Below are 25,359 nucleotides of genomic sequence, written 5' to 3'. Positions count from 1 at the left end.
CTGGAAGGTGAAATGATGAAAGAAATTGTGATTGGAATATTGGCTGCGATGTTTTTCGCGGTAACTTTTATTTTAAACCGGTCGATGGAATTATCAGGAGGAAGCTGGTTGTGGAGTTCATCCTTGCGCTTTTTATTTATGCTTCCATTTTTATTTTTAATCGTACAGTTTCGGAATAATGTAAAACAGGTATTATCGGAAATAAGAAGGCATCCTATTCCATGGTTTGTTTGGAGTTTCGTTGGATTCGTTTTATTTTATGCACCGATCACGTTTGCGGCTGCTTATGGTCCGGGGTGGCTTGTAGCAGGAACATGGCAATTAGTTATTGTAGCAGGGACGTTACTAGCTCCGCTGTTTTTTGAAACAGTTCAAACGAATCAAGGAAAGAAAAAGGTACGTCATAAAGTTCCATTTGGTGCCTTTTGTATTTCTCTTTTAATTTTAGCAGGTGTGGGACTGATGCAAGTACAAAATGCAAATGCTGTTTCTTTGCAGCATGCTATGTTAGGAGTCATTCCAGTCATGTTCGCCGCAGTCGCTTACCCTTTAGGAAATAGAAAAATGATGGAAGTTTGTGGAGGGCGACTAGATACGTTTCAACGTGTTTTTGGAATGACGTTAGTAACGATTCCATTTTGGCTTTTGTTAAGTGTTATTGCTTTAGTTGAAGTAGGCGCACCATCAAGTGATCAAGTCCTTCAATCGTTTATTGTGGCCATCTGCTCAGGTGTTATTGCCACTACCTTATTTTTTATTGCAACAGATCGGGTGAGAGGAAATCAAAAAAAGCTCGCAGCTGTGGAAGCAACCCAATCGGCTCAAGTTCTTTTTGTATTACTAGGGGAAATCATCTTATTATCCACACCTTTGCCAAATGGCATTGCGATCGCAGGAATGATCCTAATTGTTGTCGGTATGCTTCTCCATAGTTATTTTACAAAGAAAATAAAAATGAAAAAGCCGACGGTCACGCCGGTAACTAAAGAGCAAAGTATATAACAAATAAAAAGAGGTTGTTTCGTCTATGCCCTAAGAAGAAGCAACCTCTTTTTGTAACTAGATGAACTACTGTAACACTTTCTCTAACTCTGCAAAACCAATCACTTTCAATGCCTCGATTTCTTCATCTGTAAATTCCTCCTGAAGTTTCGCAAAAAGTTCTCCGCGTTCCTCCTCATTCATGCCGTTACGTACACTCCTGAAAATACTTAGTAAGTCCGTTAGCGAGAACCGTTCCATTACGGCTTCAATGGCTTCATCTCTATCAGAAAAAACAAGATCATCACGAGACCCAATCTCATTTTCCGTTTGATCTTCTAGATCTTCAGCCGTTTCCTTCTGTTCTTCAACTTCAAATTTTTGTTGAGGCCGTTCGATTTCTGTCTGGTCGTTTACTTGGTCTTCCAATTGTGTATTACGTGCATCTTCTTGAACTTGATTTGAACTATAGTAAAATCCTAAAAAGCTCGGGATGGCTACACAAAGAAAGACAAAGAAAACTCCGAAAAAAATGGCTCTAATCATAAACTCCTCCTAACTTGGTTGAATGGGATTTGGGATTTTGTCAGAAAAAAATGATACTAGCATCGATAAATGAATACATATGAAAAAAGCCGGAAAATCGGAGCTTGAAGCAACAGGTAAGCGAGCAGAAACACTCCGTTATGAAAAAAGGAAAAAACCAACTTTTTTCTTTTTCTCTAGAAGTGTAGTCACGCAATCCGTTTTTCAAACTTATTCTCAAATCAACTATGGTTCCTTGTTTGAAACATCCACAAAATGCCAAGACTAATACAACTAGGAGGTTGGTTCAATGGAACAACAGGATGGAAATTTATTTGTCGGTTTGTTTTGGGGAATTGCTTTAAGTATCCCTTTGTGGGTCTCTCTAGTAGGGTGGATGAAACTACTTTTGTAAGGGGGATGTTCTCTCACACTCTGTCTACTAAAGTAAGCACCGATATGGTAAGATATTACCAAGAGAATATGAGGAGAACGTTTGTGACCTCTAGATTTCGGGACTTTAGGAATGGAGTGAGTGTGGTTGATACTAGTAACTGGTGGAGCAGGGTATATTGGAAGTCATACGTGTGTGGAGCTTTTAGAGGCTGGATATGATATTGTCGTTGTCGACAATTTTTCAAATAGCAAATATGAATCTGTGAATCGAATCAAAGAATTAACGGGAAAGGATTTTCCTTTTTATGAAGTCGATTTATTGGACAAACCTTCATTAGAAAAAGTGTTTTCCGAACACAGCATTCAAGCAGTTGTCCATTTTGCTGGACTTAAGGCTGTCGGAGAATCTGTAGAAATTCCTCTACATTATTATCATACGAATATTACCGGAACCCTTGTTCTTTGTGAATTGATGCAAACGTACGGAGTGAAGAACATCGTGTTTAGTTCATCAGCAACCGTATACGGAATGCCTGATCGCGTACCGATTTTAGAAGATTTCCCGTTAAGTGCGACGAATCCATATGGACGTACGAAACTGATGATTGAGGAAATCTTACGAGATTTGTATGTGTCAGATCAAGAGTGGAGCATCGCGTTATTGCGCTACTTTAATCCAATTGGCGCTCACGATAGTGGCCGTATTGGAGAAGATCCAAACGGGATTCCTAACAACTTAATGCCATTTATTACTCAAGTGGCGGTTGGAAAATTACAGGAATTGAAAGTGTTTGGAAACGATTATCCAACGGTAGATGGAACGGGAGTAAGAGATTATATTCATGTCGTCGATCTTGCAAAAGGCCACTTAAAGGCGCTCGAAAAAGTAATGCCGACAACAGGAGCACATGCTTATAATCTTGGTACAGGAAACGGCTATAGTGTCATTGAAATGGTTGAAGCATTTAAAAAAGCGTCAAACCGTGACGTTCCGTATTCGATTGTTGACCGTCGTCCTGGAGATGTAGGGGTTTGTTATGCAGATCCTTCAAAGGCAAAAGAAGAGCTTGGCTGGAGTGCAGAAAAAGGGATTGACGAAATGTGCATAGATTCATGGAGATGGCAGGAAAACAATCCTGATGGATATAAATAAAAAAACAGGTTGTCTCAGGAAAAGTCTGCTAGTCAGACCTTTTTAGAGACAACCTTTTTCATTACAAAAATGTATAGTCATTTCCTTGTTCAAGTTGTGAGCAGATGAGAAGTCGTAGTTCTTCTTCGGTTGCTTCATATAATTGACGGCCATCTGGCATTTTAAAAAATTGATGTTCTAAAAGGGTATCGATAATTTGTGCCTTATCGATCTGAGACAATGTTTCAAAAGACATGCGAACAACTCCCCTTTTGTAAAGATAATAACAGAATCTTTCTGTAAGCGTTTACATTTATATTATAGAGGGAGAATACAGTTATTGTCAACTACCTTTGGGAAAGAATTTACAAAAAGAGATGGTAATCGTCTGAAAATCAAAGCTTGTGTTACTAAGCATTATGTGGAACTCATCATGCTGCAACAATCTTATGCTCGTTTTCGAAAATGTGATACGATAAGATAAAAAGTACGTGTAAAGGAGTTCGTTACATATGATTTCATTTGTAGTTGCAATGGATCAAAACCGAGTAATAGGAAAAGACAATCAACTTCCGTGGCACCTGCCAGCAGATCTTGCTTTTTTTAAAAAAGTGACAACCGGACATACGATTGTGATGGGGCGGAAAACGTATGAATCCATCGGAAGACCGTTGCCGAAGCGACGGAATGTAGTATTAACAAGAGATGAACAATATAAAGCAGAAGGCTGCGATGTGGTTCATACGGTTGAAGCCGTCTTGGACATCGCTCAGCAAGAAGATGAATGTTTTGTTATTGGAGGAACAGAAGTGTTCAAGTTGTTTTGGGAACACGTTGATCGGCTTTATGTTACGTATATTGATGAAACGTTTGAAGGAGATACGTTTTTTCCGGAAATCTCAGACGATGAGTGGGAGATCGTATTTGTAGAAAAGGGAGTAGTGGATGAAAAGAACCGCTACCGACATGAATTCCGAACGTATGAAAGAGTAAAAAAGTAACTTATAAGGATTTGTGAGGAGAGCGCAATGGGGAAACTCATTGCGCTTTTTTTGAGTTGTATCTTTTTGGCGGACACTGAGTTCTCTATTTTTGATAAAAGGTCATGTTGAGGCTCTACGGGGACACAGAGGGCGCTATTTCACTCTTATTTAAGAGAATAGGGGGATAATTTGCTAAATAGAGGCCGTACGGTCCGCGAAAGAAAAATAATGCTTGTTTTAATGAAAATAGCGAATCGTCTGTCCGCTTCCTAGTAAAATTTAGAGGGACTGGTACCTCCTTTAACTAAGGAAGTGTGACCAAGTAGCGTTGTCTCTTAAGCTTTTTGAGAAACCCGCTCAAAAAGCTTAAGAGACAACGGCGGTTCCGCTCATCGCTCAGAAAGAACCAAAGAAAAAAGGGAGATCGAGTATTAAAGATAACAGTGCGAACAATGGCGCTGGCTCCACACGCCGTGCGCTTTTTGAGAAACCCGCTCAAAAAGCTTAAGAGACAACGACGGTTCCGCTCAACGCTCAGAAAGAACTAAAGAAAAAAGGGAGAGCGAGTATTAAAGATAACAGTGCGAACAATAGGCGCTGGCTCCACACGCCGTGCGCTTTTTGAGAAACCCGCTCAAAAAGCTTAAGAGACAACGACGGTTCCGCTCATGGCTCAGAAAGAACCAAAGAAAAAAGGGAGAGCGAGTATTAAAGATAACAGAGCGAACAATGGCGCTGGCTCCACACGCCGTGCGCTTTTTGAGAAACCCGCTCAAAAAGCTTAAGAGACAACGGCGGTTCCGCTCATCGCTCAGAAAGAACCAAAGAAAAAAGGAAGAGCACCTTTTTTCTTTGGTTCTTTCTGTCCTACTTTGGTGCATATACATTGGACGAAGGGGGTTTTCAGCATGAGGTCACCGAGAAGAAATAGACCCCGAGCTCGGAAAGGTCCGCTCCCATTTCGTTATGTACTGCTATTATCTTTCTTAATTTTTGTTGTTTTGACAGTGCAAGGGTTGTGGATCATTGAGAAGGGGATTAGGCCAACTTTGGTTCATATTGCGACGACCGAGACGAGAAAAATTGCGACACTTGCAATTAATGATGCCGTTTCAAAAAAGATTAGTTCCAGTTTAAACCAAGAAGAGTTATTTATTACCGACTATACGAGTGATGGGATGATTCGGTCGGTTCAGTTTAACTCACAAATTTATACACGGGTGTTATCTGAGGCAACGGCACGAGTTCAACGATATTTACGTTTGGTTGAACAGGGTCAGCAATTTGATATTACGATTCCAGATGAAGTGGAATTAGATGAAGGAGAAGCGCAAGGCATGCAGGATATTGACGCTGAAGGTGGGATTATCCATACGATTCCGTTAGGGCAAGCGACGAATAATGCCTTACTTGCTCATCTCGGACCACAAATTCCCGTAAGATTCTCAGCTATTGGGGATGTAAAAACAGATATGAGTTACAAAGTCGTTGATAGTGGGATCAACAATACAACGCTCTCCTATCATATTGATGTCGAAGTTGATGTGAAAATTGTAATACCATTCGCTACAGATACAGATACGGTTTCAACGCAAATTGTCATCGGAAGTATTTTCGTCCCTGGTGAAGTGCCAGAATATTACTCACAAGGTGGTGGCGGGATGATCCTTCCTGCTGGAGTAGACAAAACAGCAGAAGCTGAAAATGAGGCGAGGGCGCCAGAACCAGGTAGTGAACCGGAGCCACCAACAGAACCAAGTGGCACAAATTAACATTGCGAATCTCGAGAAAACATGATAAGATCCATAATTGGTAATTAAATAGAGGTGCCTCATTGAAACGATGAGGTAGAGGCGCGATTGCTATCAGTATCTTTTCTAAGGATGACAACGTTGATGAAAAGGGAAAGGAGCCATCGCCGAAGTGGAAGTAGATGTCAAGCTATTTTTGCTGGATCTGTATTGAATAAGTGCAGAGCTGTCATAACTTGGAGCAAGCAAGTTATGGAGGACTACCATAATTATGGGGACACACATTGCGGGTATAGGGCGATAGTGGTTGATCCACTATCGTCTTTTTTATATGCAGTTCGTTCGTCCTTCATTCATCTATATAACTACCATATAAAAAGGAGGTATCATGATGGAATTATCTATTTTTTCTTTAGTTCCTCCCGTTTTAGCGCTTGTGATGGTTATTTTAACTAGACGAGTTCTTCTATCACTTGGAACTGGTGCTATTGTGGGAGCGTTAATGGTGAATGACTTTAATCCATTAGCGGCAGCAGCCCAAATTTACGGTATTGTTATGGGGATCATCTTTGACTTTGACGTGGAAACAACGACTTTTGGAACAGTCACTTCTGCCATTATTGATGAGGGCTTTGCCATTAATACGTGGGAATTTTTCATTGTTCTTTTCTTACTTTTACTAGGAATGATGGCCGCTCTTATTACGCGTTCTGGTGGAAGCCGCGCGTTTGGAGAATGGGCGATGAAGCGTGTGAAAACACGTGTTGGCGCACAGCTTTTAACCGTTGTTCTTGGTCTCATTATTTTCATTGATGACTATTTTAACAGTTTGACAGTGGGGAATGTCAGCAGGCCGTTGACAGACAGGCATCGCATTTCTCGTGCAAAATTAGCATACCTTGTCGATTCAACGGCGGCACCTATGTGTGTGATTGCGCCAATCTCAAGTTGGGGTGCTTACATTATTGCCATTATTGCTGGAATTTTTGCCACGCATTCGGTTACGCAGTATGAAGCCCTGCAAGCCTTTTTACTAATGGTTCCGATGAACATTTATGCGTTGGTCGCTATCGGTCTCGTGTTAGCTGTTGCGTGGTTCAATTTAGATTTTGGGGCGATGAAAGCTCATGAAACCCGTGCAGTAAAAAATGGAGAATTATTTAACGCTGCTCTTGGTCCCATTCCTGGTTCTCAAGATGACATCCAATCAAGCGATAAAGGAAAAGTTGGCGACCTCGTTTGGCCAATCGTTGCGTTAATCGTAGGAACCGTGTTCTTCATGGTGACAACTGGTATCGAGGGAACAGACGGTGAAGTAACGATCTTAACTATTTTTGAAAACACAGATGTCGCTGCAGCTCTTGTTTATGGTGGGTTGTTTGGATTAGCGGTCGCTCTTCTTCTAAATGTTGTGAAACCAAAGTCTGGTACAGCGCTTGGAACGTCTTTACTAATCGGAATGAAATCTATGCTACCAGCCATTTACATTTTATTCTTTGCATGGACGCTCATTTCTATTATTGGCGATCTAGGGACAGGAACGTATTTGGCGTCTCTTGTGGAGCAGTCTAATTTAAATCCAATGTTCTTACCTGCGATTTTGTTTATTATTGCTGGCTTTGCTGCATTTTCAACAGGAACGTCATGGGGAACGTTTGGCTTGTTGTTACCAATAGCAGGCGAAATGGCAGCTGTTATGGACATTACGATGATTTTGCCAATGATGGCAGCCGTACTAGCGGGATCGATTTTCGGGGATCACTGTTCTCCGATTTCGGATACGACGATTCTTTCATCTACAGGGGCAGGAAGTCATCATATTGATCATGTTGTTACACAGCTTCCATATGCTCTCATTGCAGCTGGAATCACAGTTGTATCCTATATTGTCCTAGGGTTAACTGCGAGTGTTGTTTTAAGTTTGATTGTTGCATTTGCATTACTTGTTGCAACGGTGTTTGTTTTAAAGAGAATCACTGGAGCAAGCGCGTAATAGAGGGAAAGGGTCAACTTCAGTATGAAGTTGGCTCTTTTTTTATTTAAAATGTAACGATAGAAAAGTGGGAAAATTATGGTAAAGTGAGAGGAAGGGGGAAAGAGATGAAATCGAATCTACTATTAAATGTTATCATATCTATTATTATCATTGCTTTACTAGCTTTCTTCGGTTACGTTGTTGTGGTTATAAGTTTGCTAATGGGCGGGTTAACGTTTTATACCCCACTCATTGTTGTGATCACAGTTTCATTCATGATTCTTACGGTTGTTCTCATTTTCCGATTATTAAAACCTAAGACCATCCGGATTGCGCTCATCAGTTTTTTCGCACTTTGTCTTATTGCCATTTCGATCTACGAAATTCGAGAAAGGTATGAGCGTAGCATTGTCACCATGAGTGACCAAGATTATAACTTGTATGGTTACCAACCGTTTCATGTAGATACGAATGTGGCTGTATTACATGAACCATCGCAATTAAAATTGGAAGGGGACTTGCCTATTTTAGATGGGGCGACGGCTTTGTATCCGGTTTATTCAGCATTTGCTCGTGCTGCGTATCCTGAAAAAGAGTATGACGTTCATCAAAGTGAAGTGATGTCAAATCAAACAGGGGAGGCTTATCAAAATTTATTTAGAGGTGACGTTGACATCATTTTTGTTGCCGCTCCTTCAAAACGGCAGCTGGAACAGGCAGATCAGCTAGGAATTGAGCTAGAATTGACACCTATTGGACGAGAAGCATTTGTATTTTTTGTAAATGAAAAAAATACAGTTACCTCTTTAACCTTGGAAGAAGTTCAAGGAATTTATTCTGGAGCTATTACGAACTGGAGCGATGTTGGTGGGGAGAATGAATCCATTCGAGCTTTTCAGCGACCTGCCGATAGCGGTAGTCAAACCGCGCTAGAGAAACTTATGGGAGATGTTCCCATAACTGATCCTCCAACTGAAAATGTTGTCTCTGGAATGGGAGGCGTTTTTGAGGAAGTTTCTAGCTATAAAAATTATAAAAATGCATTAGGATATACGTTTCGCTTTTTTGCTACTGAGATGGTTCAAAATGGGGACATTCGCTATTTGGAAATAGAGGGAGTGTATCCAGATAAAGAGACGATCCGCAACGATACGTACCCGTTGGCATCTGAATTTTATGCAATCACAGCAGGCAGTAACAATCCGAATGTCGAACGGTTACTACAATGGATTTTATCCGAACAAGGGCAAAGCCTTGTAGAAAAGACTGGATATGTACCTGTAAGAGAAGCAGAATAGCAAGGTAAGAGAGTCTATAGAATATAGGCTCTTTTCTATAACTACGAGATCCCACTAAAAAAAGAAACCCTCGATGTAAAAAAATCGCTTGATCGAGGAATGATGGTATAAAAATCATGGGAAGGATAACATTCAGGTTAACTTTGAGTTTTTGCAAAAAACTCTTTTGATTTGCGCTTCACTTTCCTAAAAGCACGCTTAAAAAAAGAGGTAACATCTTTTCCGTCTTTGACCCGTTCATACATTTTTTCGAACTTCTCTGCGTTACAAGGGTACTGTTCTCCATTTGTATCGGTAATAAGATAATCTCCGGGTCTTCCGGTAAGTGACCCTTCAGCTGTTTCGATGGTGATCGTTCTGGTGATTTTCACAGCCTCAATAATAACAGGTTTTCTTCTATACCTAGCCATCATTCAAACCTCCTTTTTACCAAAATATTTCTATATTAATTCATCCTACTCAATTTTTATGTAGGTGTGACAACTCTCGGAATCAGTCCACCATTTTTTAAAAATTTCTTGGGATTATTATTTATTTAGCAGAACGAAAGAAGTGTACGTGGTATAGTAAAAATAGTGATTTCAAAAAAAATATGGTTTTAATATATACTTGTGAAGTGAAGGTTAGGAGTGTTTTACATGGTATCCTATACAGCAACAGGGATAGAAGGGTTAGATGTAATAGTAAATGGTGGATTTCCAATTGGCTCATCCATTGTAGTGGATGGTGCACCTGGTACAGGTAAAACAATTTTAGGAATGCAATTTTTATATGAGGGTGCGAAAGCTGAAAATGAAGCTGGCATTTATATTACATTTGAGGAATTTCCTGAACAAATTTATAAAGAAATGACCTCATTTGGTTGGGATTTAAAGGCGCTAGAACGTGAAAATAAATTGCGAGTGATTTGTCTTTCTCCTGAAGTCCTAATCAGCCAGATGAAACAACCGAACGGTATTTTTGAACAAATTATTAAAGAGATTGATTGTAAACGAGTCGTTATTGATAGTTTAAATTTGCTTCACTTTGGAATAGAGAATCAAGTAGAGAAAAGAGAAGTGGTATTTACGTTAAGAAATATTCTGAGAAAATATTCATTAACTTCGCTGTTAATACATGAACAAACGTCTCTAAATAAAGAAGAGATTCCATTTGTCAGTTATGTTGTGGATGGGGTCATAAGGCTGTCTTTGAATGAGCATAATGGTATTTATCGAAAAAGAACGTTAGAAGTGCTGAAAATGCGCGGCTGTCGAATCAATGAAGGAGAACATATTTACCGTATAACCGATGAGGGTGTTTATTTAGTTCCGGCCCTTTCTATGTTTGAGGATATGGTTGTGACAGAGAATCAAACAAATGTTACAACAGGAATTCCGGCTTTAGACAAAATGCTATCTGGAGGAATTCCAAGAGGAACGGCTTTTGTATTGGATACAAATAGCAAAGCTAACTATAAATATATATTAGCCTCGATCGTTTCAAGCCGTATTCTGGCAGGGGAAAAGGTGATCCTTCTTTTGTCTAGTTTATCTAGTTTATATGACCTTGAACATATTTACCGTTTATATGGTGTTGAGCTAGAGGAAGTGGTAAAACAGAAGAGGATTTATTTCATTGAACATTACGACCGTCCCATTCCCGAGTCATTTCAATCAGCTGTGCTTCATGTGAAGCGTATGAATAATGACGAATACATCGAAACGGTTCGTGCGAAGCTAAACACTCTCGTCTCAAAGGATATAGAGGATGGAGAAAAATGGTTTGTTTTCTATGATCTCAATACAATTGTTTCACAGCGAGGGAAAGATTTTGTAAAGCGCTATTTTACAGAAGACATTGCTTTTATTGGTGCGACGGGCATGAGTATGATTGCACTTAGTAATTTTACTGAAATTGGTACAGAAACGGCTAGTTTTCTCGAACGAACGAGCCATGGTGTATTTCAAACATGGGTTGATGGCAACTATCAATATTTCCAACTAAAAAAGTCTCCACAAGGAAATATGTCTAGACCGTTACTCGTAGAAAATATTCAAACAAGGCCGTATATTAGGTTTCTTTAAGGGGAGGGTATTACATTATGGTTTCATTTCACTTACATCCATTACAAGTAGAATGTACACTGTTTTTTCAAGACAATCCCTACACTTATGAAACATTAAAGGGGTTAGCGATGCGCCTTGGTAGAAATGCAGAAGATTTAGCTGCAGTATTAGATCAGCTAGTCTCCACGATGGTGTTAGAAATGAATGGTACAGGTGATAGTGCTATTTACCGATATATTCAGCCTGTAACGATCGATTTACAAAAGGAGGAGTTATGCGAGGACATGTAAGCTTTCTTCAAGATATACAAGATGCCTATAGTTATTTAGTGAATTTGGCTGTTGTTATTATCGATGAAGATGGAAATGAATGTACAGCCGTATCGAATCATAACTCTCTTTCAAGATTATTTCATGATAAGTGGGGGAGCAAAACGAATTACATAGAGTTTCTTTCTCCCTTAAAGGGAATTAGACAACCTAGTGTGATTGACAATCGTATGGGCCTTAAGACCATTGTATCCCCATTAAGGGTAAATCAAGAAAGAACGTATTACATTGTTGCTGGTTACTTTATAGAAAAATCAACTCGGTCTTTTATTCAAGAGTATATTACTAAAAAATTCCCAGAATTGGAAGAGTTGCTAGGATATATTGAGGACATGCCAGAACTTACAGCTGATGAAATAACAAATAAGTGTCAAGCAATAGGAAAGTTAACAGCTGTTGCTAGTACGTATTTAGGGGTAGAAGAAACAAAAAAGGTTGAAGATGAAAACGTAGCATTTGTTCACCGAAATTTAGAAGCGATTCGAGTCGATTCGAAAGATGCTTTTTCCTTGTTAGAAGAAATGTACAATCTTCATCAAAATCTTGACTTTATTGGATTGGCTGTTGAAAAAGAAAACGGTGAATACAATATAGAAGCAATTCATGGACAGAATACAAATCAATTAAAAGGACTAAGCTTTTTGATGGGGGAAGGATTTTTGGGGCAGACCCTCGCGTCCGAACAATTTCAATTTTGGCAAAATGTTGACCTTGATCCGAGAGTGAACTTTTTCAAACGACATTGTATATCTCCTAAAAGTTTATTCTGTGTTCCTTTTTTTAAAGACGAACATGTGATTGGAATCTTATTTGGGGGAAGCATATTACAGGAAATAAATGATCAACGTTTTATCGAACAAATAAAAGTGCAATCATCTTTATTAAATGCTATGGTGACAACGAAACAGCTTAGAGAGAATCTTCACAATCATCTCATGGAACTATCTACTTTTAATGAAGTTTTCCGTGTCATGACAACAGTGAAAGATATAAAAAGAGTTCTCTATATCCTTGTAGATATAAGCATCAATATTATTAGAGGTCCGTTTGCAAGTATTGTTTTTAAACCAGAGATGACCCAATCAAAGGTAGACATTGTTTCAAGAGGGCTAAACTCAAAAGAAATCAATGATTATGGTTACGAGGTAGCATTACGAGCATTCTCAAAAAATAAAGTAGAGAATTGGGATGAGCCTCTACAACAAACAACGAGTTGGGGAGCAGATGTCATTGAATTTCCACTAAGATACAATGGCGAACTGTATGGGGTCATGTGCGTTGGCTTATCTCCAAAAGATAATCCAAAGAAGTATAAACCTTTCTTATCTAGTTTAGCGATAGCTGGTAGTATTTCGATCTTTTTATGTCAAAAAGATGAAGAAACAGGTACTGACGATTATATTATTACCCTCTTATATGAAGCGTTACAGCAACAAAATAAAGAGACATACGCATTGGCTGAAAAAATTAGAACGCATGTCGAGGATTTTTGTTATTACTTAAATGATCGTAATTACAGTACATTAAAGAAGATAAGTGGATTAATTTGTTATGAAGTTGCATTCCTAAAAACATATGTGAGTGATCCAAAACAATTATCTATCTTGGAAGGTTGTTTGTCTGTTTTAGAGAAACATGAATCAAGCAATCGAGAAAGCGAAATATTAGCTTTAGTTTATTGTTACTTGTCTCAAGAAGAAAAGCTAGATGCTGTTAGTTCATTACCGGTCGATCGCGACCTTAAGAACCAATTTATCTCCTATATTCACCAGCAATCTATGATTGAAACAGTCATTTCATTTGATGAGGAAAGGCCGCTTGCTACTAGAAGTCAAATTTCAGATGAGACAGATCAAGCGCAGACCTTAAAGAAAAAATTAGGATTGTCTTCACGTGAAATAGAAGTCCTAAATCATGTGTTAAAAGGATTTAATAACCGTGAGATTGCTTCCAAATTATTTATTAGTGAGCATACAGTTAAAAATCACGTAACACGCATTTTACAAAAATTAGGTGTGAGTGATCGCGCGCAAGCGATTGCGATGATTTATCAACTTGGCTATAGCCCGAAGTAGGGGTGTGCCAAAAGGGTAGGATTCCCTTTTGGCACACCTTTTTTTGTTGTTTATAGGAAGCGGACTCCTATAAGAAAGTAACAGCTCCTACTACCGGTGTTATAAATTAGGAGAACACTCCTATAAAGAAAGACTAGCATACAACGTAATTAAGAATACAAGGTGATATACGTGAATCAATATTTAGTAGAGAATAGAAATATAATCAAATGGATAGCGGTAAAAAAGGGTTAACGAATAAAACGTGAGGTGAGGTTATGAATAATCTATTAAATCGTAAACAAAGAGAGTTGCAAGCCATTAATAAAGAATCTCTTTTTAAGGATCTTTTCTTAGCTTACCCAGAAGCATTATTTCTCTTAAATTCGTCTGGAGAGTTTATTGATTTAAATGAAGGGTTAGTAAATTTATTAGGGATTACGAAAGATAGATTGTTACATACTCACTTTAGCAACTATATTGATAAAGATGATGTACTCCATGTACAAAGTTACTTTACAAACGCCTTACAAGGACGTACACAGGAAAGGGAGTTCAAAGTCATTCACGAGAGTGGCAATAGTAAATATGTTAGTGTGACGGTTGTACCGGCAAAAATAAAAGGCGAGATATTAGGCGTTTACGGAGTAGCTAAAGATATTACGGAAAAGAAAGAGTTAGAAACAGCATTAAGAAGAAGTGAAGTTCGTTTTGAATCACTCATAGATAAATCAACAGATGTGATCGCGATCCTCGACCACCTTGGAATGATAAAATATGAAAGTCCTGCAGTGAAACATGTATTAGGATACGACCCTTGTGAGTTGTACGGAATGAATGTGTTTGAATTAATCGACCAAGAGGACTTGAGGCTAGCTCAAAATTTGTTTTATGCTGCATTAAATCAATCTAGTGAAACACATACATCTGAGTTAAGAATTAAAAAAGCTGATGGAGGCGTTACGTATTGTGAAGTATACGTTACGAATCTTCTTGAAGATGAGAATGTGAATGGAATTGTCGTAAATTATCGTGACATTTCGAGCCGGAAAGCCCAGGAAGAAGAAATAAAGCAAATGGCTTTTCATGATTATCTAACAGGCTTACCTAATCGTTTTATGCTAGAAAAAAAGTTACTGGATGAAATTATTGAAAATAAGAATACAGCAGTACTTTTTATTGATTTAGACCGATTTAAAGTAATTAATGACAACATGGGGCATCATGTTGGCGATTTGCTATTAAAAGAAGTTACGATTCGTCTAAAATCTTGTCTTTCTGAACAAGACTTATTGTTTAGGCAAGGTGGAGACGAATTTATCATTCTTTTAACAAATGCAACTAGAGAAGTGGCAACAAGTGTCGCAACTACTATTATTCAATCCATCTCGTATCCATTTGTTATTAATAATTATGATATTTTTACGTCTCCTAGTATTGGTATTAGTATGTTTCCAGATGACGGTCAAACGGTAGAACAGTTAACGAGAAATGCTGATTTTGCGATGTATCAAGCTAAAAAGATGGGGAGAAATACGTTTTGTTCGTATGCGCCACCTGAGTTCAATACTCTTAATCCGCTGTCAGTTGAAATGGATTTGCATGCGGCATTAGAACGAGAGGAATTAGAATTACATTATCAGCCAAAAGTTAGTTTAAAGACGGGGAAAGTGATTGGTGTAGAGGCATTAATGAGGTGGAATCATCCAAAATGGGGAATGGTCTCACCAGCTACATTTATCCCGATTGCGGAAGAAACGGGGTTAATTGTAGCGATAGGAGAGTGGGCATTAAAAACAGCCTGTCAAAAAAACAAACAGTTATTACATCAAGGGCTTGAGATCGTCATGTCAGTCAATTTATCTCAGCGTCAGTTTCAAAAAATTGATTTAGTTGCAACGGTTGCAAATATCTTAAAAGAGACGGAGTTAAAAGCTGAATTGCTTGAGTTGGAAATAACAGAAAGTATGACGGCAAACATTGATCAAACCATTGCGACTCTTCATGAGTTAAAAAGACTGGGTGTAAAGATCAGTATTGATGATTTTGGAACAGGGTTCAGTTCTTTAAATTATTTAAAGCAGTTTCCTATTGATACATTGAAAATTGATCAATCGTTTGTACGTGAACTTTCTGATCAAGATGGCGAAACGATTGTTAAAACGATTATTTCTATGGCTCACAATTTGAAGCTCAATGTTGTGGCCGAAGGAATTGAAACAAAGGAACAATTGATTTTTCTACAACAACATTTATGTAATGAAGGACAAGGGTATTTCTTTAGTAAGCCAGTTCCTGAAGGTGACTTGATTAGCTTTATTACTAACATTCAAGAAAATGCAAAGGCACTTGAAATTACGGTTCAAGATAATGAGAGATTGTGGACAGAAGAATTTAAGGGGATTGCAGAGCTAGAAAAGCGAGAAACACTAGCACTAGAAATGGTCTTTAAATTTAAAAAAGTAAATGGCACTTTCATTCATACCTTTTGTGAAGGCGAGTTGCTACATCATTTAGGACGATCTCCTTCAGACATAATCGGAAAGGAATTAAAAGATTTCTTATCATTCGATTTAGCCAATGAAAAGGTTTGTTATTATGACAGGGCGTGGCAGGGAGAAGAAGTTTCATACAAAGGGATGATTAATGGTTTTTATTATTTAGCGAATTTGCAGCCTGTTATTAGTTGTGGAGAAGTCATAGAAGTGATAGGATCTTGTATTAACCTGAAAGATTTGCACGAACAGGAAAGAGTGGCATTGTCAGTAGGTCAACGGCAAACAAAATCAGAGAAAATAGAAGTTGCCGGAGAACTAGCAGCAGGAATAGCACACGAAATTAGAAATCCGATTACATCGATTAAAGGTTTTATCCAGCTTTTTGAGCAAGGAATCATGAAGAAGGATTATTTCGATGTCATTCATTCCTCTTTTTATCAAATAGAAGAGGTGTTAAAAGATTTTCTAATGATCTCAAAATCGGAACTAAACGAAACTCAACTAGTCGATATTAGCGGATTAATACAGGACGCTCTTGCCGAAGTAAATCCAGGAAATGAGATAGAGATCATTTCTCACTATGATAAAGAAATCCCAAACATCTTATGTGACTCAGTAAAGATAAAAGAGGTTCTTGTGCAGGTACTAACAAATAGCACCGAAGCGATAAAGAGAACGGGAACAGTAAAAATAGAAGTCAAGCAGGACCAATCGAACCTTCTTATTTTAATAGAAGATGACGGAATTGGCATGACGCGGGAGCGCGTAGATAGATTAGGTGAGCCGTTTTTTAGCAACAAAGAAAAAGGGATAGGGTTAGGATTGATGATGTGTTATCACATCATTTGGCTTCATAATGGCTCCATTCAAGTCAAAAGTGCGGAAAGTGAAGGGACTCAAGTTGAAATTAGAATTCCGTTTATTGGGACGGAAGTATAAGCATGATACCAATGGAAGTAGTCTCTCATATGGAGGCTGCTTTTTTTGGGATATTTATCGCTAATATTATGTAAGCATAGTGAAGTTGTCCTCAAGTCATGAATGCATCCCTTTAAAGCAGCAGAAGACAACAGGAAGATCAATAATATAAGCGTTTTCTACAAAGTTCTAAATTTCTATACTAAAATTCAAATATTCGGAATAAACAAATAGAGAACGTGCTTTAAAAACTACATTAGAGGGGTGAAGGAAATGAACGGGAGAGAACAATGGGGCACTCGCGCTGGGTTTATTTTGGCAGCGATTGGTTCTGCTGTTGGGCTTGGAAACATTTGGCGTTTTCCTTATGTCGCGTATGAAAATGGAGGAGGAGCTTTCTTTTTACCGTACTTATTTGCTCTTATAACTGCTGGTATTCCTCTTCTCATTATGGAGTTTACGCTTGGCCACAAATATCGTGGGTCTGCACCGTTATCGTACGCAAGAATGAATAAAAAAGCCGAATGGATTGGTTGGTGGCAAGTAGCCATTTCTTTTGTCATTGCCACGTATTATGCCGTTATAATTGCGTGGGCGGTGTCTTATACGTATTTTGCCTTCAATCAAAGATGGGGCGAAGATACTGGTGGGTTTTTAATGGGAGACTATTTGCAACGAATTGATGTTGTATCGGGTGGAGCACCTGGTGACATCGGGGCACTTGTTCCAGGAGTTTTTATTCCGCTTGTGCTCGTATGGATCATCACATTAGGTGTCTTATTTAAAGGGGTAAAACGAGGCATTGAAATAGCGAATCGAATCTTTATTCCGCTTCTTGTAGGGATGTTCTTGCTTATTGTTATTCGTGCAATTACGCTGGATGGTGCTTTAGCTGGGCTTGATGCTTTCTTCAAGCCGAACTGGAGTGAGATTATGTCGCCGGGCGTTTGGGTAGCGGCATACGGTCAAATATTCTTTAGTTTATCGATTGCTTTTGCGATTATGATTACGTACTCGAGTTACTTAAATCGGAAATCAGATATAACGAACAATGCGTTTATTACTGGATTTAGTAACTCGAGTTTTGAATTGTTAGCTGGGATTGGGGTTTTTGCAGCACTCGGATTCATGGCCAATGCTTCTGGCGTAGGTGTGGCCGATGTAGCCGATGCAGGAATCGGCTTAGCTTTTGTCGTGTTCCCTGAAATCATCAACACATTCCCTGGAATGAATGGTTTGTTTGGCGTGTTGTTCTTTGGATCGTTGGTTCTAGCGGGGCTCTCGTCACTGATTTCAATCGTGGAGACGTTTATAGCCGGAATCCAAGATAAATTTAAGTTTTCACGTGGTAAAGCCGTTGCGATCGGTGGCGGTTTGTCCGCGCTTATTTCTTTATTGTTTGCGACTCAAGGCGGGTTGTTCTTCTTAGATGCTGCAGATTACTTTATTAATCAATTCGGGGTTGCTTTTGCAGGTCTTGTTTCAGTCATTGCCGTTTCATGGTTCTTTAAGAAGCTACCAGAATTACAAACTCATGCAGACGGGGTGTCTGATTTTAGGTTAGGGTCATGGTGGAAAATTTGCTTAAGCATTGTAACTCCGATTGTTTTGGGTTTCATGTTTATTCAAAACTTAATTCAGAATTTGACAAATAACTACGAAGGATACTCAACCAGTTTCTTGGTTGGATCGGGATGGCTTGTAGCAGTGGGAGCCATTGTGGTTGGTTTTATCTTTGCAAAAGTAAAGTGGAAAAAAGGGGACTTAAACATTCCAAAATAAAAGGAGGAGGATAACATGAGTGGTGGAGCGGTAACGATGATGATTATTGGAATGCTTATTATTTGGGGAGGATTAGGATTAAGCATCGCAAATGCAGTGAAAGTTTCAAAAGCTAGGAAATAAAGGGTGAGGGTCTGTCATCTCGGGCAGACCCTTATTCCATTTCTGTTTGAGTAGCTGTCTTCTTTAGATGAATAAATACTTTCGTAATGATAATCGCCATTCCGACGATTACAATGTATGCTAGAAAAAGGAGAAAATAATTTGTACCTTTATGGAATTGAAACATTTTAAATACCACTAAATAAGGTTTGAAAATAAAAGAAAGACCTAAGCTCATTGCTAGTGCATAAAGATAGAAATTTTTCTTGTTATTTAATGTCCACTGATACAGTAACATGAAAATGACGGGAATAAGAGAGACATCAAGTCCAAAATTAACAGGCATAAACGGAATCAGTTGATGAGGATAACTCCAAAAACCGAACCTAACTCCGAATGTGTCGATGTAGGTGAACCAAACATGTATATTAAATCCAAAAAAACCGATATGAAATGCTTTTGTTCGGTCAATTTTAAAATATACGTAAATTAACGGAGCAACAAACATAAATAGGTTTATCCAAAAATAAATCACATCTGGGCCAGAATATTGTACCCAATAGTCAAGCCAGTCTTTTGCGACTTTCTCTTGTAGTTCTCTTAATGAATCTAATGCTTCTATCTGTTTCTTTGTCATGTCCAAATTCCTTTTTTAAGTTAATTAGTTAAATCGAAATTATTGCAAATGCTCAGGAGGAGATGTGGTATGAGATTCTTTATCGACTTCTTCGAACAGATCACCTTCTTTAGGTTTTTGCATTTTGGTGATTTGATCGTTTAAATTTGAAATTTGTTTCGTTAAATTTGAAATCATCTTTGAACTTTGATCCTGATTTAGGGGAGAGGATATTCCCACTGTTTGTACAGCGTCTGAGGGAAGCAATTGTTTCATTAACTGTTTCATCTCTTGTATATCCTTTTTCAGCTTATCAATATCTGCTTTTGTTGAGTTTTTTGCTTCTTCTTTTAAAAGAAATCCAAGTTGTCCATTTGGTTCAATTGTGGCCCATTTAACATCACTAATTTTTGATATTTTGTTCAAACGCAATTGCGTTTCTAATTGGTCGACAGTTAAGCGTACTTGTCTCAAGTTATCAAGATTCAAATTCCCATCTTCAATTAAAATTTTAGACGTTCCTGTAATCAATTTTTCTAATGGGTTGAACTTTAACTGACTGTATTCAATAACAATAAGTGTTATCACAAGCATAGATCCTACAAATAAGGTGGACCATATGTTTTCACCTGCAAGTGGTTGAATTAATAGGGAGCCAATTCCAATCATAATGACGGTTTGTGCGAGTGTCATTTGTGATATTGACTTTCTTCCTGCCACTCGTAATAAAACAGTACCAGCAATGACAATAATGATTGATTTCCAAATCCATTCTGTAACATCTATGCCGAAGATTTCCGTACCCATAATTGTGCTCCTTTTTTTGGAATCGTTTTTAGACTTTCCTAAAAAAAGAAAGATATCCTCTATAAGGAAAAGAACCTACACTAGTGTTTACACCTAGCATAGGTTCATCTTTATTATTTTTTCTTTCGATCTTGATACGCCTTTCGTTCCCATTGTTTTAATGATGGATAAGGATCAAACGACCATTCTGTAATACCGTTATCTCGGTACATTCCGTAATGCAAATGAGGTGGGAACTTACCTTGCGTGCCTGGTTTTCCGTATCCAGAACTTCCACAATACCCAATTACTTGTCCAGGCTCTACAATTGTCCCTTCTTCAATTCCCTTTTCAAATCCACTTAAATGGGCGTAATAATGGTAAATGTTATCCAAGTCACGTATACCAATACGCCAACCACCATACTTATTCCAGCCTTTAATTTCTACTCTCCCATAAGCGGTTGCACGTATAGGGACATTATATCCAGCAAAAATATCTGTTCCCTCATGGATTCTACGACCTCCCCAACCACGGCGATCTCCCCACGTATTTTTATAGCTATAGTTATAATTTAAAGGCATTGGAAACGCATGCTCTCCAAGGTCTAGCGTTTCATATTTCTCATAAACTTTCGCATGACCATGAACGATTCGAACCGATTGATCTCGTTTGTATTTCTCCCAAAGAGCAATACGAAAATCCTCTTCATCAAATCCATAGCCTTCAATATGATGAGCCAACGTATAGAGAACATCCTCATCATTCGTACGCTCAGCTCGTCCATCTCCATCCCCGTCTAACCCTTTTCCTCCAAACATTTGGATAGAAAGTGGGTGTGTATCTTCTTTATTTGGGTTTAGCTTTCCAGCCCATTCCTCTTCAGAGAAATAAATGGCTATAAAACCATCTTCTTTTGGGCGGTCTTTGCGAGCGCGACGTAACCCTCTTTCGTACGTGTCAACAGCAGCTAAATACTGCCAAGGTACATTTGTGAGTGTTTCTACTTTTTTGTAGAGATCCATTCTCTTTTCATAAATCTGTTCATTCGTTAAGTCGTCTTTCTCCGCTGCATGTGAGAGACAGGGAAGAGACACAAACATTGCAATAAGTGCTAAGATGATGATCCTTTGAAATCTCATGTCAGTCTCCTTTCTACCTTTGCCAAACCTGCTGGTAACTCGTCCGTGATTTCTCTTTATATAGTGTGGGAAAAAAAGCTTGAAAAATTGGAGAGAATGATTGGAAATTTTGTGTCTTCGTTTGGTTATTTTTCTAAAATCATGATAAAGTAGAGGAGGGAAAAGTATTTGAACGAGTGATAAATAGGAAGACTGGATGGAGTTGAAATAAATGGCAAAGAAAGAAGAACATTTACGTAAACCGGATTGGTTGAAAATAAAATTAAATACAAATGAATCTTATACAGGCTTAAAGAAGATGATGCGCGAGAACAAGTTAAACACCGTTTGTGAAGAAGCTCGTTGCCCGAACATTCATGAGTGTTGGGCTGTTCGAAAAACAGCAACGTTTATGATTCTTGGTGATATATGTACGAGAGCTTGTCGTTTCTGTGCAGTGAAAACAGGCTTGCCAAATGAACTTGATTTACAAGAGCCTGAACGCGTAGCTGAGTCAGTTGAAACGATGGGCTTAAAACATGTTGTTATTACAGCTGTTGCTAGGGATGACTTAAAGGACGGCGGATCGGCTGTTTTTGCTGAGACGGTTCGTGCGGTACGTAGACGAAATCCATTCTGTACGATTGAAGTTTTGCCTTCTGATATGTTAGGTAGCATGGAGAACTTACAAACATTGATGGATGCTCGTCCTAATATTATGAACCATAACATTGAAACAGTTCGCCGCTTAACACCGAGAGTTCGTGCGCGTGCTACATATGATCGTACGCTCGAGTTTTTACGTCGTGCCAAAGAGATGCATGCTGATATTCCAACAAAATCGAGTTTGATGATTGGACTAGGGGAAACGAAAGAGGAAATTATTGAAACGATGGATGATTTACGCGCAGCTGACGTAGATATTATGACAATCGGTCAATATTTACAGCCGACGAAAAAGCATCTAAAAGTTCAAAAATATTATCATCCTGATGAGTTTGCTGAGCTAAAAGAAATCGCACTAAGCAAAGGATTTAGCCATTGTGAAGCAGGTCCACTTGTTCGTTCTTCTTACCATGCTGATGAGCAAGTTAATGAAGCTCAAGTTCGAGCAGAAGCAAAAAAAGTAACGAATCAATAAGAGCAAAAGAGGCTGTTCCAAAGGTTAAAAATCAACCTTTAGGACAGCCCTTTTTATTAGTTTATCGGTCCATGAGACGTCTTTGTTTAGACTGCATAATGTTAATATTATCGTCAGTATTTTCGTTATATTGGCCCTGAGGTGACTCAAGTTGCATCATTTGAATTGTTTGCTCAATTGTTCTTTCAATATCAGAAGTAGCGGAAGTCAGATGTTGGAATCGTTCAATTTCATCAAAATGATCATGATTATCTGAAATGTAAACTTCATAATATCTAGGAACAATGGAGAGCGCACTACGTTTCACTTGGTCGGCAACATATTCACGATTATCTGCTTGAGCATCATACGCAACAAGAACATATTTATCTGTTACAAGAGTACCGGCTTCACTAATGACATCATTTGTTAAAACCATTCGTGTAACGGCATCGGATAAACGTTCACGATCAATGACTGGGATCACTTCTTGATTACCACGCATCACAAGCTCTCTTTCATAGCGTGAATAACCAAAATGATTATAATCGTCTGTTGCATTAACTTGGTTGATAGGAGAATAGCCTCCATTTGGTTGATGACTGTCATAATTAGAGGTGCGTTGCAATGTTTGACCTTGTTCAGGTAACTGACAACCTGTCACAAGCATCATCGTTGCAAGACCACCGACTAGTAACGATTTTTTTAACATAATCAAACCCCCTCTCTTTTCAGATTGACCAGAAAGAGGCTCTTTTAGAGCTAGTAAATGATGGTGCTTTTTAGGGAGATGGAAAAGCTCTTGCAAGAAGAGCGGCGTTCTATGCTATAATTAGGACAGTAAAAAATAAAGAGGTGAGCCACATGGTTCGCATACAAGGGATGCAATTTGAAATTGTTGAAGATGTAAAAAATGGCTGGAATGAAGAAGCTTTTAAAGCTCGATATGCTGACGTGTTAAATAAGTATGATTACATCGTTGGAGACTGGGGTTACAATCAGTTAAGACTAAGAGGCTTTTTTGAAGACAAACATAAGAAATCAACACATGATACAAAAATTAGTACATTGCCGGATTACTTATACGAATATTGCAATTTTGGTTGTGCTTACTTTGTGATTAAGAAAGTAAAAGAAGAAAAAAAAGAAAAGAATTAAAGAGGACACTGAAAAGGTTGGTTATGACCATCTCAGTGTCTTCTAGGCATTCGCTCTGTGAAAGAGAGGGCCTAAAAAGTCGCTTCGAATCCGCTACCGGGATGGGGGGCACGCTTTCCGCAGGCGGGCGTGGAACTAACCGGCTGCGCCGGTGGATTTCCACTTGCCCTTCCTCCTGCAGGAGTCGGCCCTCCCATCCCGTCCGCTTTGATGAGAGGGAGGAGAGGAATTTTCTTCTCTTCAACGATCAACAGAAAATTAGAATAGGCCATTTCTCCTCCAAGTAGCGGAGGGGAATGGCCTATTCTTTATTCAAATTTCCAAATCAGTTAGGCACTTTAGTTATTTGACAGCTTCGCACAACGTTGGAGCCATTATAAGCACTAAAAGGTTGATTTACCCTTTTCAGTGTTTTTTAGTCATTCGTTGTGTAAGGAGGTTCCTCATTTTTGTTGGGGTCATCATGAGTAGGGTGAGCCCCAGGGAATTGCCTCGGTAAATTTTGGTGTAATGATTTAAACTCATAGTTAAATGCACTATAGTAGCGTTGACCTGGTTCCCATGGTGTAGATTTATTGGAAACCGGTTTGTCCTTATTGATAGGTGAACCGTAGGGCCCCTCAGGAAAGTCTTCCGCAGCAAGGAAATTTCGCTGTGTTTCAACATTGGAAAAGTCGAAATACTGTTGTTCCTCTTTGTCTGTCATAAAAAAGACACCTCCTATTCATATCGTAACCGAAAGAGGTGTTTTTTATTTTCCTGTACTTTAAGACACAATTTCGTACAAAAACGAACGCAGTTCTGCTGCCTCTTCTTCAGATAAGTGAAAGGCATGCTCGATATATCCAGGCTCATCTAAGTCATCTGATCCGATAATGGCAAAGCGGTTGGACTGTACATCTAGAACAAGTTGTTTTCCGTAATATCGACTAGAGTTAATGATAGCAAGGTCAAAACGTTGTTGTTCTCCCATGAAACTAACAAAACGAGTACGTGTTTCTTCGACATCATCATATAAAAAAAAGCGTTCAGACATCCTTGGTTGCCCCCTTTAGTATGTATGTTAAACATCATATCATGAGTTGTCGATCTGTTGAACAAATCATTGCCTTAGGATTTTATGCCGTTGTCCTCCTGTTGTTGTATACTATGGGTAAGGATCAAGTAAACATCTAATGGAAAGCGGAGGGGTTACTATGTATTTTGTAGATCGAGATAAAATTGAACAAACGCTTGTTTATATGGAATCATTACAAGGTCAGTTGGCAACACTGACATCATATAGCAACTTGACTGAAAAGCTTGCGATCGAACGGATTGCATATGTTGTGATTGAATCAATAATTGATGTTGGAAATAGCATGATTGATGGATTTATCATGAGAGATCCTGGTGGGTATGAAGATATTATCGATATTCTAGAAGATGAAAAAGTTGTCAATTCGGACGATGCAAAAGCGTTAAAAGCAATTATTGGTATGCGTAAACAACTGATAGCTAATTATGACACTGTTAATCATGAGCAAGTCGTGAAGATTTTGCTACAACACGATTCTGCTTTGTCTCAATTTCCTCTAGAGGTTAGAAGGTATTTAACGGAAGAATTAGGACCAGTGAGTGCGTTTTTACCGGATAAGAAATAAGAGTACATAGGACTATGAAAACGGATTCAGGGAAGAGTGCAATGGCTCCGCACACCTTGCGCCAGTTAGGAGAAGAGCGCTCCTATTTGGCTTAAAAGAAAGCAGCGGGTTCACGTTGCTACGATCCTTGAGAGAGCGGGGAA

Annotated in this window: 24 protein-coding genes and 1 riboswitch; of the genes, 15 read left to right on the top strand and 9 right to left on the bottom strand. The window is 38.7% G+C overall.

Translation table 11 applies throughout. The features are described 5' to 3' along the window. Positions 1–15 precede the first annotated feature (15 nt). Positions 16–1,002: a DMT family transporter gene (locus tag N0O92_RS00405; protein ID WP_315612895.1), complete on the top strand. Its 987-nt coding sequence runs from the start codon at positions 16–18 to the stop codon at positions 1,000–1,002. A 66-nt stretch (positions 1,003–1,068) separates the two neighbouring features. On the opposite strand, the gene N0O92_RS00400 is transcribed toward N0O92_RS00405, so the two are convergent. Continuing rightward, positions 1,069–1,527, bottom strand: a complete 459-nt coding sequence (locus N0O92_RS00400) for a hypothetical protein (RefSeq protein WP_315612621.1) — start codon at positions 1,525–1,527, stop codon at positions 1,069–1,071. A gap of 520 nt (positions 1,528–2,047) precedes the next feature. On the opposite strand from N0O92_RS00400, the gene galE reads away from it, so the two are divergent. Next, positions 2,048–3,055, top strand: a complete 1,008-nt coding sequence (galE, locus tag N0O92_RS00395; protein WP_315612620.1) for a UDP-glucose 4-epimerase GalE — start codon at positions 2,048–2,050, stop codon at positions 3,053–3,055. 61 nt (positions 3,056–3,116) lie between these two features. Here galE and fbpA read toward each other — a convergent pair whose 3' ends face one another. Next, positions 3,117–3,290 carry a Fur-regulated basic protein FbpA gene (gene fbpA / locus N0O92_RS00390; protein ID WP_315612619.1) on the bottom strand — a complete coding sequence of 58 codons (174 nt, stop codon included), beginning with the start codon at positions 3,288–3,290 and terminating at the stop codon, positions 3,117–3,119. 256 nt (positions 3,291–3,546) lie between these two features. Here fbpA and N0O92_RS00385 point away from each other — a divergent pair, with 256 nt between their 5' ends. The 4 genes from N0O92_RS00385 to N0O92_RS00370 all read left to right on the top strand — a co-directional run bounded on the left by N0O92_RS00385 (position 3,547) and on the right by N0O92_RS00370 (position 9,041). Next, positions 3,547–4,035, top strand: a complete 489-nt coding sequence (locus tag N0O92_RS00385) for a dihydrofolate reductase (protein ID WP_315612618.1) — start codon at positions 3,547–3,549, stop codon at positions 4,033–4,035. 890 nt (positions 4,036–4,925) lie between these two features. Next, positions 4,926–5,789: a sporulation protein YunB gene (gene yunB / locus N0O92_RS00380; RefSeq protein ID WP_315612617.1), complete on the top strand. Its 864-nt coding sequence runs from the start codon at positions 4,926–4,928 to the stop codon at positions 5,787–5,789. A 68-nt stretch (positions 5,790–5,857) separates the two neighbouring features. Next, positions 5,858–6,039: riboswitch (Lysine riboswitch) on the top strand. A 120-nt stretch (positions 6,040–6,159) separates the two neighbouring features. After that, entirely contained in the window at positions 6,160–7,761 is a 1,602-nt protein-coding gene (locus tag N0O92_RS00375) for a Na+/H+ antiporter NhaC family protein (protein WP_315612616.1), read from the top strand. Positions 7,762–7,868: 107 nt separating this feature from the next. Further along, positions 7,869–9,041, top strand: coding sequence for a PstS family phosphate ABC transporter substrate-binding protein (locus N0O92_RS00370; RefSeq protein ID WP_315612615.1), 1,173 nt, complete (start codon positions 7,869–7,871; stop codon positions 9,039–9,041). A 137-nt stretch (positions 9,042–9,178) separates the two neighbouring features. Here the strand turns inward: N0O92_RS00370 and N0O92_RS00365 are convergent, their stop codons facing one another. Next, positions 9,179–9,451, bottom strand: a complete 273-nt coding sequence (locus N0O92_RS00365) for a hypothetical protein (protein WP_315612614.1) — start codon at positions 9,449–9,451, stop codon at positions 9,179–9,181. Positions 9,452–9,679: 228 nt separating this feature from the next. On the opposite strand from N0O92_RS00365, the gene N0O92_RS00360 reads away from it, so the two are divergent. The 6 genes from N0O92_RS00360 to N0O92_RS00330 all read left to right on the top strand — a co-directional run bounded on the left by N0O92_RS00360 (position 9,680) and on the right by N0O92_RS00330 (position 18,793). Continuing rightward, positions 9,680–11,107 carry an ATPase domain-containing protein gene (locus N0O92_RS00360; RefSeq protein ID WP_315612613.1) on the top strand — a complete coding sequence of 476 codons (1,428 nt, stop codon included), beginning with the start codon at positions 9,680–9,682 and terminating at the stop codon, positions 11,105–11,107. Between the two features lie 17 nt (positions 11,108–11,124). Further along, complete coding sequence (locus tag N0O92_RS00355) at positions 11,125–11,379, top strand: hypothetical protein (protein ID WP_315612612.1); 255 nt, start codon at positions 11,125–11,127, stop codon at positions 11,377–11,379. Continuing rightward, the gene (locus tag N0O92_RS23765; RefSeq protein ID WP_396334456.1) at positions 11,364–13,493 is read left to right on the top strand and encodes a LuxR C-terminal-related transcriptional regulator; all 2,130 of its coding nucleotides are present in this window, start codon (positions 11,364–11,366) and stop codon (positions 13,491–13,493) included. Before N0O92_RS00355 ends, N0O92_RS23765 begins: the two co-directional genes overlap by 16 nt. 257 nt (positions 13,494–13,750) lie before the next feature. Continuing rightward, positions 13,751–16,909 carry an EAL domain-containing protein gene (locus N0O92_RS00340; RefSeq protein ID WP_315612611.1) on the top strand — a complete coding sequence of 1,053 codons (3,159 nt, stop codon included), beginning with the start codon at positions 13,751–13,753 and terminating at the stop codon, positions 16,907–16,909. Positions 16,910–17,161: 252 nt separating this feature from the next. Further along, positions 17,162–18,670 (top strand): sodium-dependent transporter, encoded by a 1,509-nt coding sequence (locus tag N0O92_RS00335; RefSeq protein ID WP_315612610.1) that lies wholly within the window; start codon positions 17,162–17,164, stop codon positions 18,668–18,670. 15 nt (positions 18,671–18,685) lie between these two features. Then, positions 18,686–18,793: a MetS family NSS transporter small subunit gene (locus tag N0O92_RS00330; RefSeq protein WP_315612609.1), complete on the top strand. Its 108-nt coding sequence runs from the start codon at positions 18,686–18,688 to the stop codon at positions 18,791–18,793. Between the two features lie 31 nt (positions 18,794–18,824). Here the strand turns inward: N0O92_RS00330 and N0O92_RS00325 are convergent, their stop codons facing one another. The 3 genes from N0O92_RS00325 to N0O92_RS00315 form a co-directional block, all read right to left on the bottom strand. Beyond that, positions 18,825–19,409 carry a CBO0543 family protein gene (locus N0O92_RS00325; RefSeq protein WP_315612608.1) on the bottom strand — a complete coding sequence of 195 codons (585 nt, stop codon included), beginning with the start codon at positions 19,407–19,409 and terminating at the stop codon, positions 18,825–18,827. Positions 19,410–19,448: 39 nt separating this feature from the next. Then, a complete protein-coding gene (locus N0O92_RS00320) occupies positions 19,449–20,195 on the bottom strand; it encodes a DUF421 domain-containing protein (protein ID WP_315612607.1) in 747 nt (248 codons plus the stop codon). 113 nt (positions 20,196–20,308) lie between these two features. Beyond that, positions 20,309–21,316: a M23 family metallopeptidase gene (locus N0O92_RS00315; RefSeq protein WP_315612606.1), complete on the bottom strand. Its 1,008-nt coding sequence runs from the start codon at positions 21,314–21,316 to the stop codon at positions 20,309–20,311. Between the two features lie 211 nt (positions 21,317–21,527). On the opposite strand from N0O92_RS00315, the gene lipA reads away from it, so the two are divergent. Continuing rightward, a complete protein-coding gene (lipA, locus tag N0O92_RS00310; protein ID WP_315612605.1) occupies positions 21,528–22,436 on the top strand; it encodes a lipoyl synthase in 909 nt (302 codons plus the stop codon). 61 nt (positions 22,437–22,497) lie between these two features. Here the strand turns inward: lipA and N0O92_RS00305 are convergent, their stop codons facing one another. After that, positions 22,498–23,127, bottom strand: coding sequence for a YhcN/YlaJ family sporulation lipoprotein (locus tag N0O92_RS00305; RefSeq protein ID WP_315612604.1), 630 nt, complete (start codon positions 23,125–23,127; stop codon positions 22,498–22,500). Positions 23,128–23,279: 152 nt separating this feature from the next. Between N0O92_RS00305 and N0O92_RS00300 the strand changes: the two genes are divergently transcribed. Continuing rightward, on the top strand, positions 23,280–23,573 hold the full coding sequence (locus N0O92_RS00300; protein WP_315612603.1) for a YutD family protein: 294 nt from the start codon (positions 23,280–23,282) through the stop codon (positions 23,571–23,573). Between the two features lie 415 nt (positions 23,574–23,988). On the opposite strand, the gene N0O92_RS00295 is transcribed toward N0O92_RS00300, so the two are convergent. Then, complete coding sequence (locus N0O92_RS00295) at positions 23,989–24,279, bottom strand: cytosolic protein (protein ID WP_315612602.1); 291 nt, start codon at positions 24,277–24,279, stop codon at positions 23,989–23,991. Between the two features lie 60 nt (positions 24,280–24,339). Beyond that, on the bottom strand, positions 24,340–24,609 hold the full coding sequence (locus tag N0O92_RS00290) for a DUF3055 domain-containing protein (RefSeq protein ID WP_315612601.1): 270 nt from the start codon (positions 24,607–24,609) through the stop codon (positions 24,340–24,342). Between the two features lie 160 nt (positions 24,610–24,769). On the opposite strand from N0O92_RS00290, the gene N0O92_RS00285 reads away from it, so the two are divergent. Further along, complete coding sequence (locus N0O92_RS00285) at positions 24,770–25,216, top strand: DUF86 domain-containing protein (protein WP_315612600.1); 447 nt, start codon at positions 24,770–24,772, stop codon at positions 25,214–25,216. Positions 25,217–25,359 lie beyond the last annotated feature (143 nt).

The organism is Alkalihalobacillus sp. MEB130, assembly GCF_032335535.1.
Taxonomy (GTDB): domain Bacteria; phylum Bacillota; class Bacilli; order Bacillales; family Bacillaceae_D; genus Halalkalibacter.
This window is presented reverse-complemented; position numbering and strand designations above follow the sequence as displayed.

Excerpts from the sequence above, each read along its gene's own strand:
- N0O92_RS00405 (WP_315612895.1), top strand. The coding sequence starts at position 16 with ATGAAAGAAATTGTGATTGGAATATTGGCTGCGATGTTTTTCGCGGTA.
- N0O92_RS00400 (WP_315612621.1), bottom strand. The coding sequence starts at position 1,527 with ATGATTAGAGCCATTTTTTTCGGAGTTTTCTTTGTCTTTCTTTGTGTA.
- fbpA (WP_315612619.1), bottom strand. The coding sequence starts at position 3,290 with ATGTCTTTTGAAACATTGTCTCAGATCGATAAGGCACAAATTATCGAT.
- N0O92_RS00385 (WP_315612618.1), top strand. The coding sequence starts at position 3,547 with ATGATTTCATTTGTAGTTGCAATGGATCAAAACCGAGTAATAGGAAAA.
- yunB (WP_315612617.1), top strand. The coding sequence starts at position 4,926 with ATGAGGTCACCGAGAAGAAATAGACCCCGAGCTCGGAAAGGTCCGCTC.
- N0O92_RS00375 (WP_315612616.1), top strand. The coding sequence starts at position 6,160 with ATGGAATTATCTATTTTTTCTTTAGTTCCTCCCGTTTTAGCGCTTGTG.
- N0O92_RS00370 (WP_315612615.1), top strand. The coding sequence starts at position 7,869 with ATGAAATCGAATCTACTATTAAATGTTATCATATCTATTATTATCATT.
- N0O92_RS00365 (WP_315612614.1), bottom strand. The coding sequence starts at position 9,451 with ATGGCTAGGTATAGAAGAAAACCTGTTATTATTGAGGCTGTGAAAATC.
- N0O92_RS00360 (WP_315612613.1), top strand. The coding sequence starts at position 9,680 with ATGGTATCCTATACAGCAACAGGGATAGAAGGGTTAGATGTAATAGTA.
- N0O92_RS00355 (WP_315612612.1), top strand. The coding sequence starts at position 11,125 with ATGGTTTCATTTCACTTACATCCATTACAAGTAGAATGTACACTGTTT.
- N0O92_RS23765 (WP_396334456.1), top strand. The coding sequence starts at position 11,364 with ATGCGAGGACATGTAAGCTTTCTTCAAGATATACAAGATGCCTATAGT.
- N0O92_RS00340 (WP_315612611.1), top strand. The coding sequence starts at position 13,751 with ATGAATAATCTATTAAATCGTAAACAAAGAGAGTTGCAAGCCATTAAT.
- N0O92_RS00335 (WP_315612610.1), top strand. The coding sequence starts at position 17,162 with ATGAACGGGAGAGAACAATGGGGCACTCGCGCTGGGTTTATTTTGGCA.
- N0O92_RS00330 (WP_315612609.1), top strand. The coding sequence starts at position 18,686 with ATGAGTGGTGGAGCGGTAACGATGATGATTATTGGAATGCTTATTATT.
- N0O92_RS00325 (WP_315612608.1), bottom strand. The coding sequence starts at position 19,409 with ATGACAAAGAAACAGATAGAAGCATTAGATTCATTAAGAGAACTACAA.
- N0O92_RS00320 (WP_315612607.1), bottom strand. The coding sequence starts at position 20,195 with ATGGGTACGGAAATCTTCGGCATAGATGTTACAGAATGGATTTGGAAA.
- N0O92_RS00315 (WP_315612606.1), bottom strand. The coding sequence starts at position 21,316 with ATGAGATTTCAAAGGATCATCATCTTAGCACTTATTGCAATGTTTGTG.
- lipA (WP_315612605.1), top strand. The coding sequence starts at position 21,528 with ATGGCAAAGAAAGAAGAACATTTACGTAAACCGGATTGGTTGAAAATA.
- N0O92_RS00305 (WP_315612604.1), bottom strand. The coding sequence starts at position 23,127 with ATGTTAAAAAAATCGTTACTAGTCGGTGGTCTTGCAACGATGATGCTT.
- N0O92_RS00300 (WP_315612603.1), top strand. The coding sequence starts at position 23,280 with ATGGTTCGCATACAAGGGATGCAATTTGAAATTGTTGAAGATGTAAAA.
- N0O92_RS00295 (WP_315612602.1), bottom strand. The coding sequence starts at position 24,279 with ATGACAGACAAAGAGGAACAACAGTATTTCGACTTTTCCAATGTTGAA.
- N0O92_RS00290 (WP_315612601.1), bottom strand. The coding sequence starts at position 24,609 with ATGTCTGAACGCTTTTTTTTATATGATGATGTCGAAGAAACACGTACT.
- N0O92_RS00285 (WP_315612600.1), top strand. The coding sequence starts at position 24,770 with ATGTATTTTGTAGATCGAGATAAAATTGAACAAACGCTTGTTTATATG.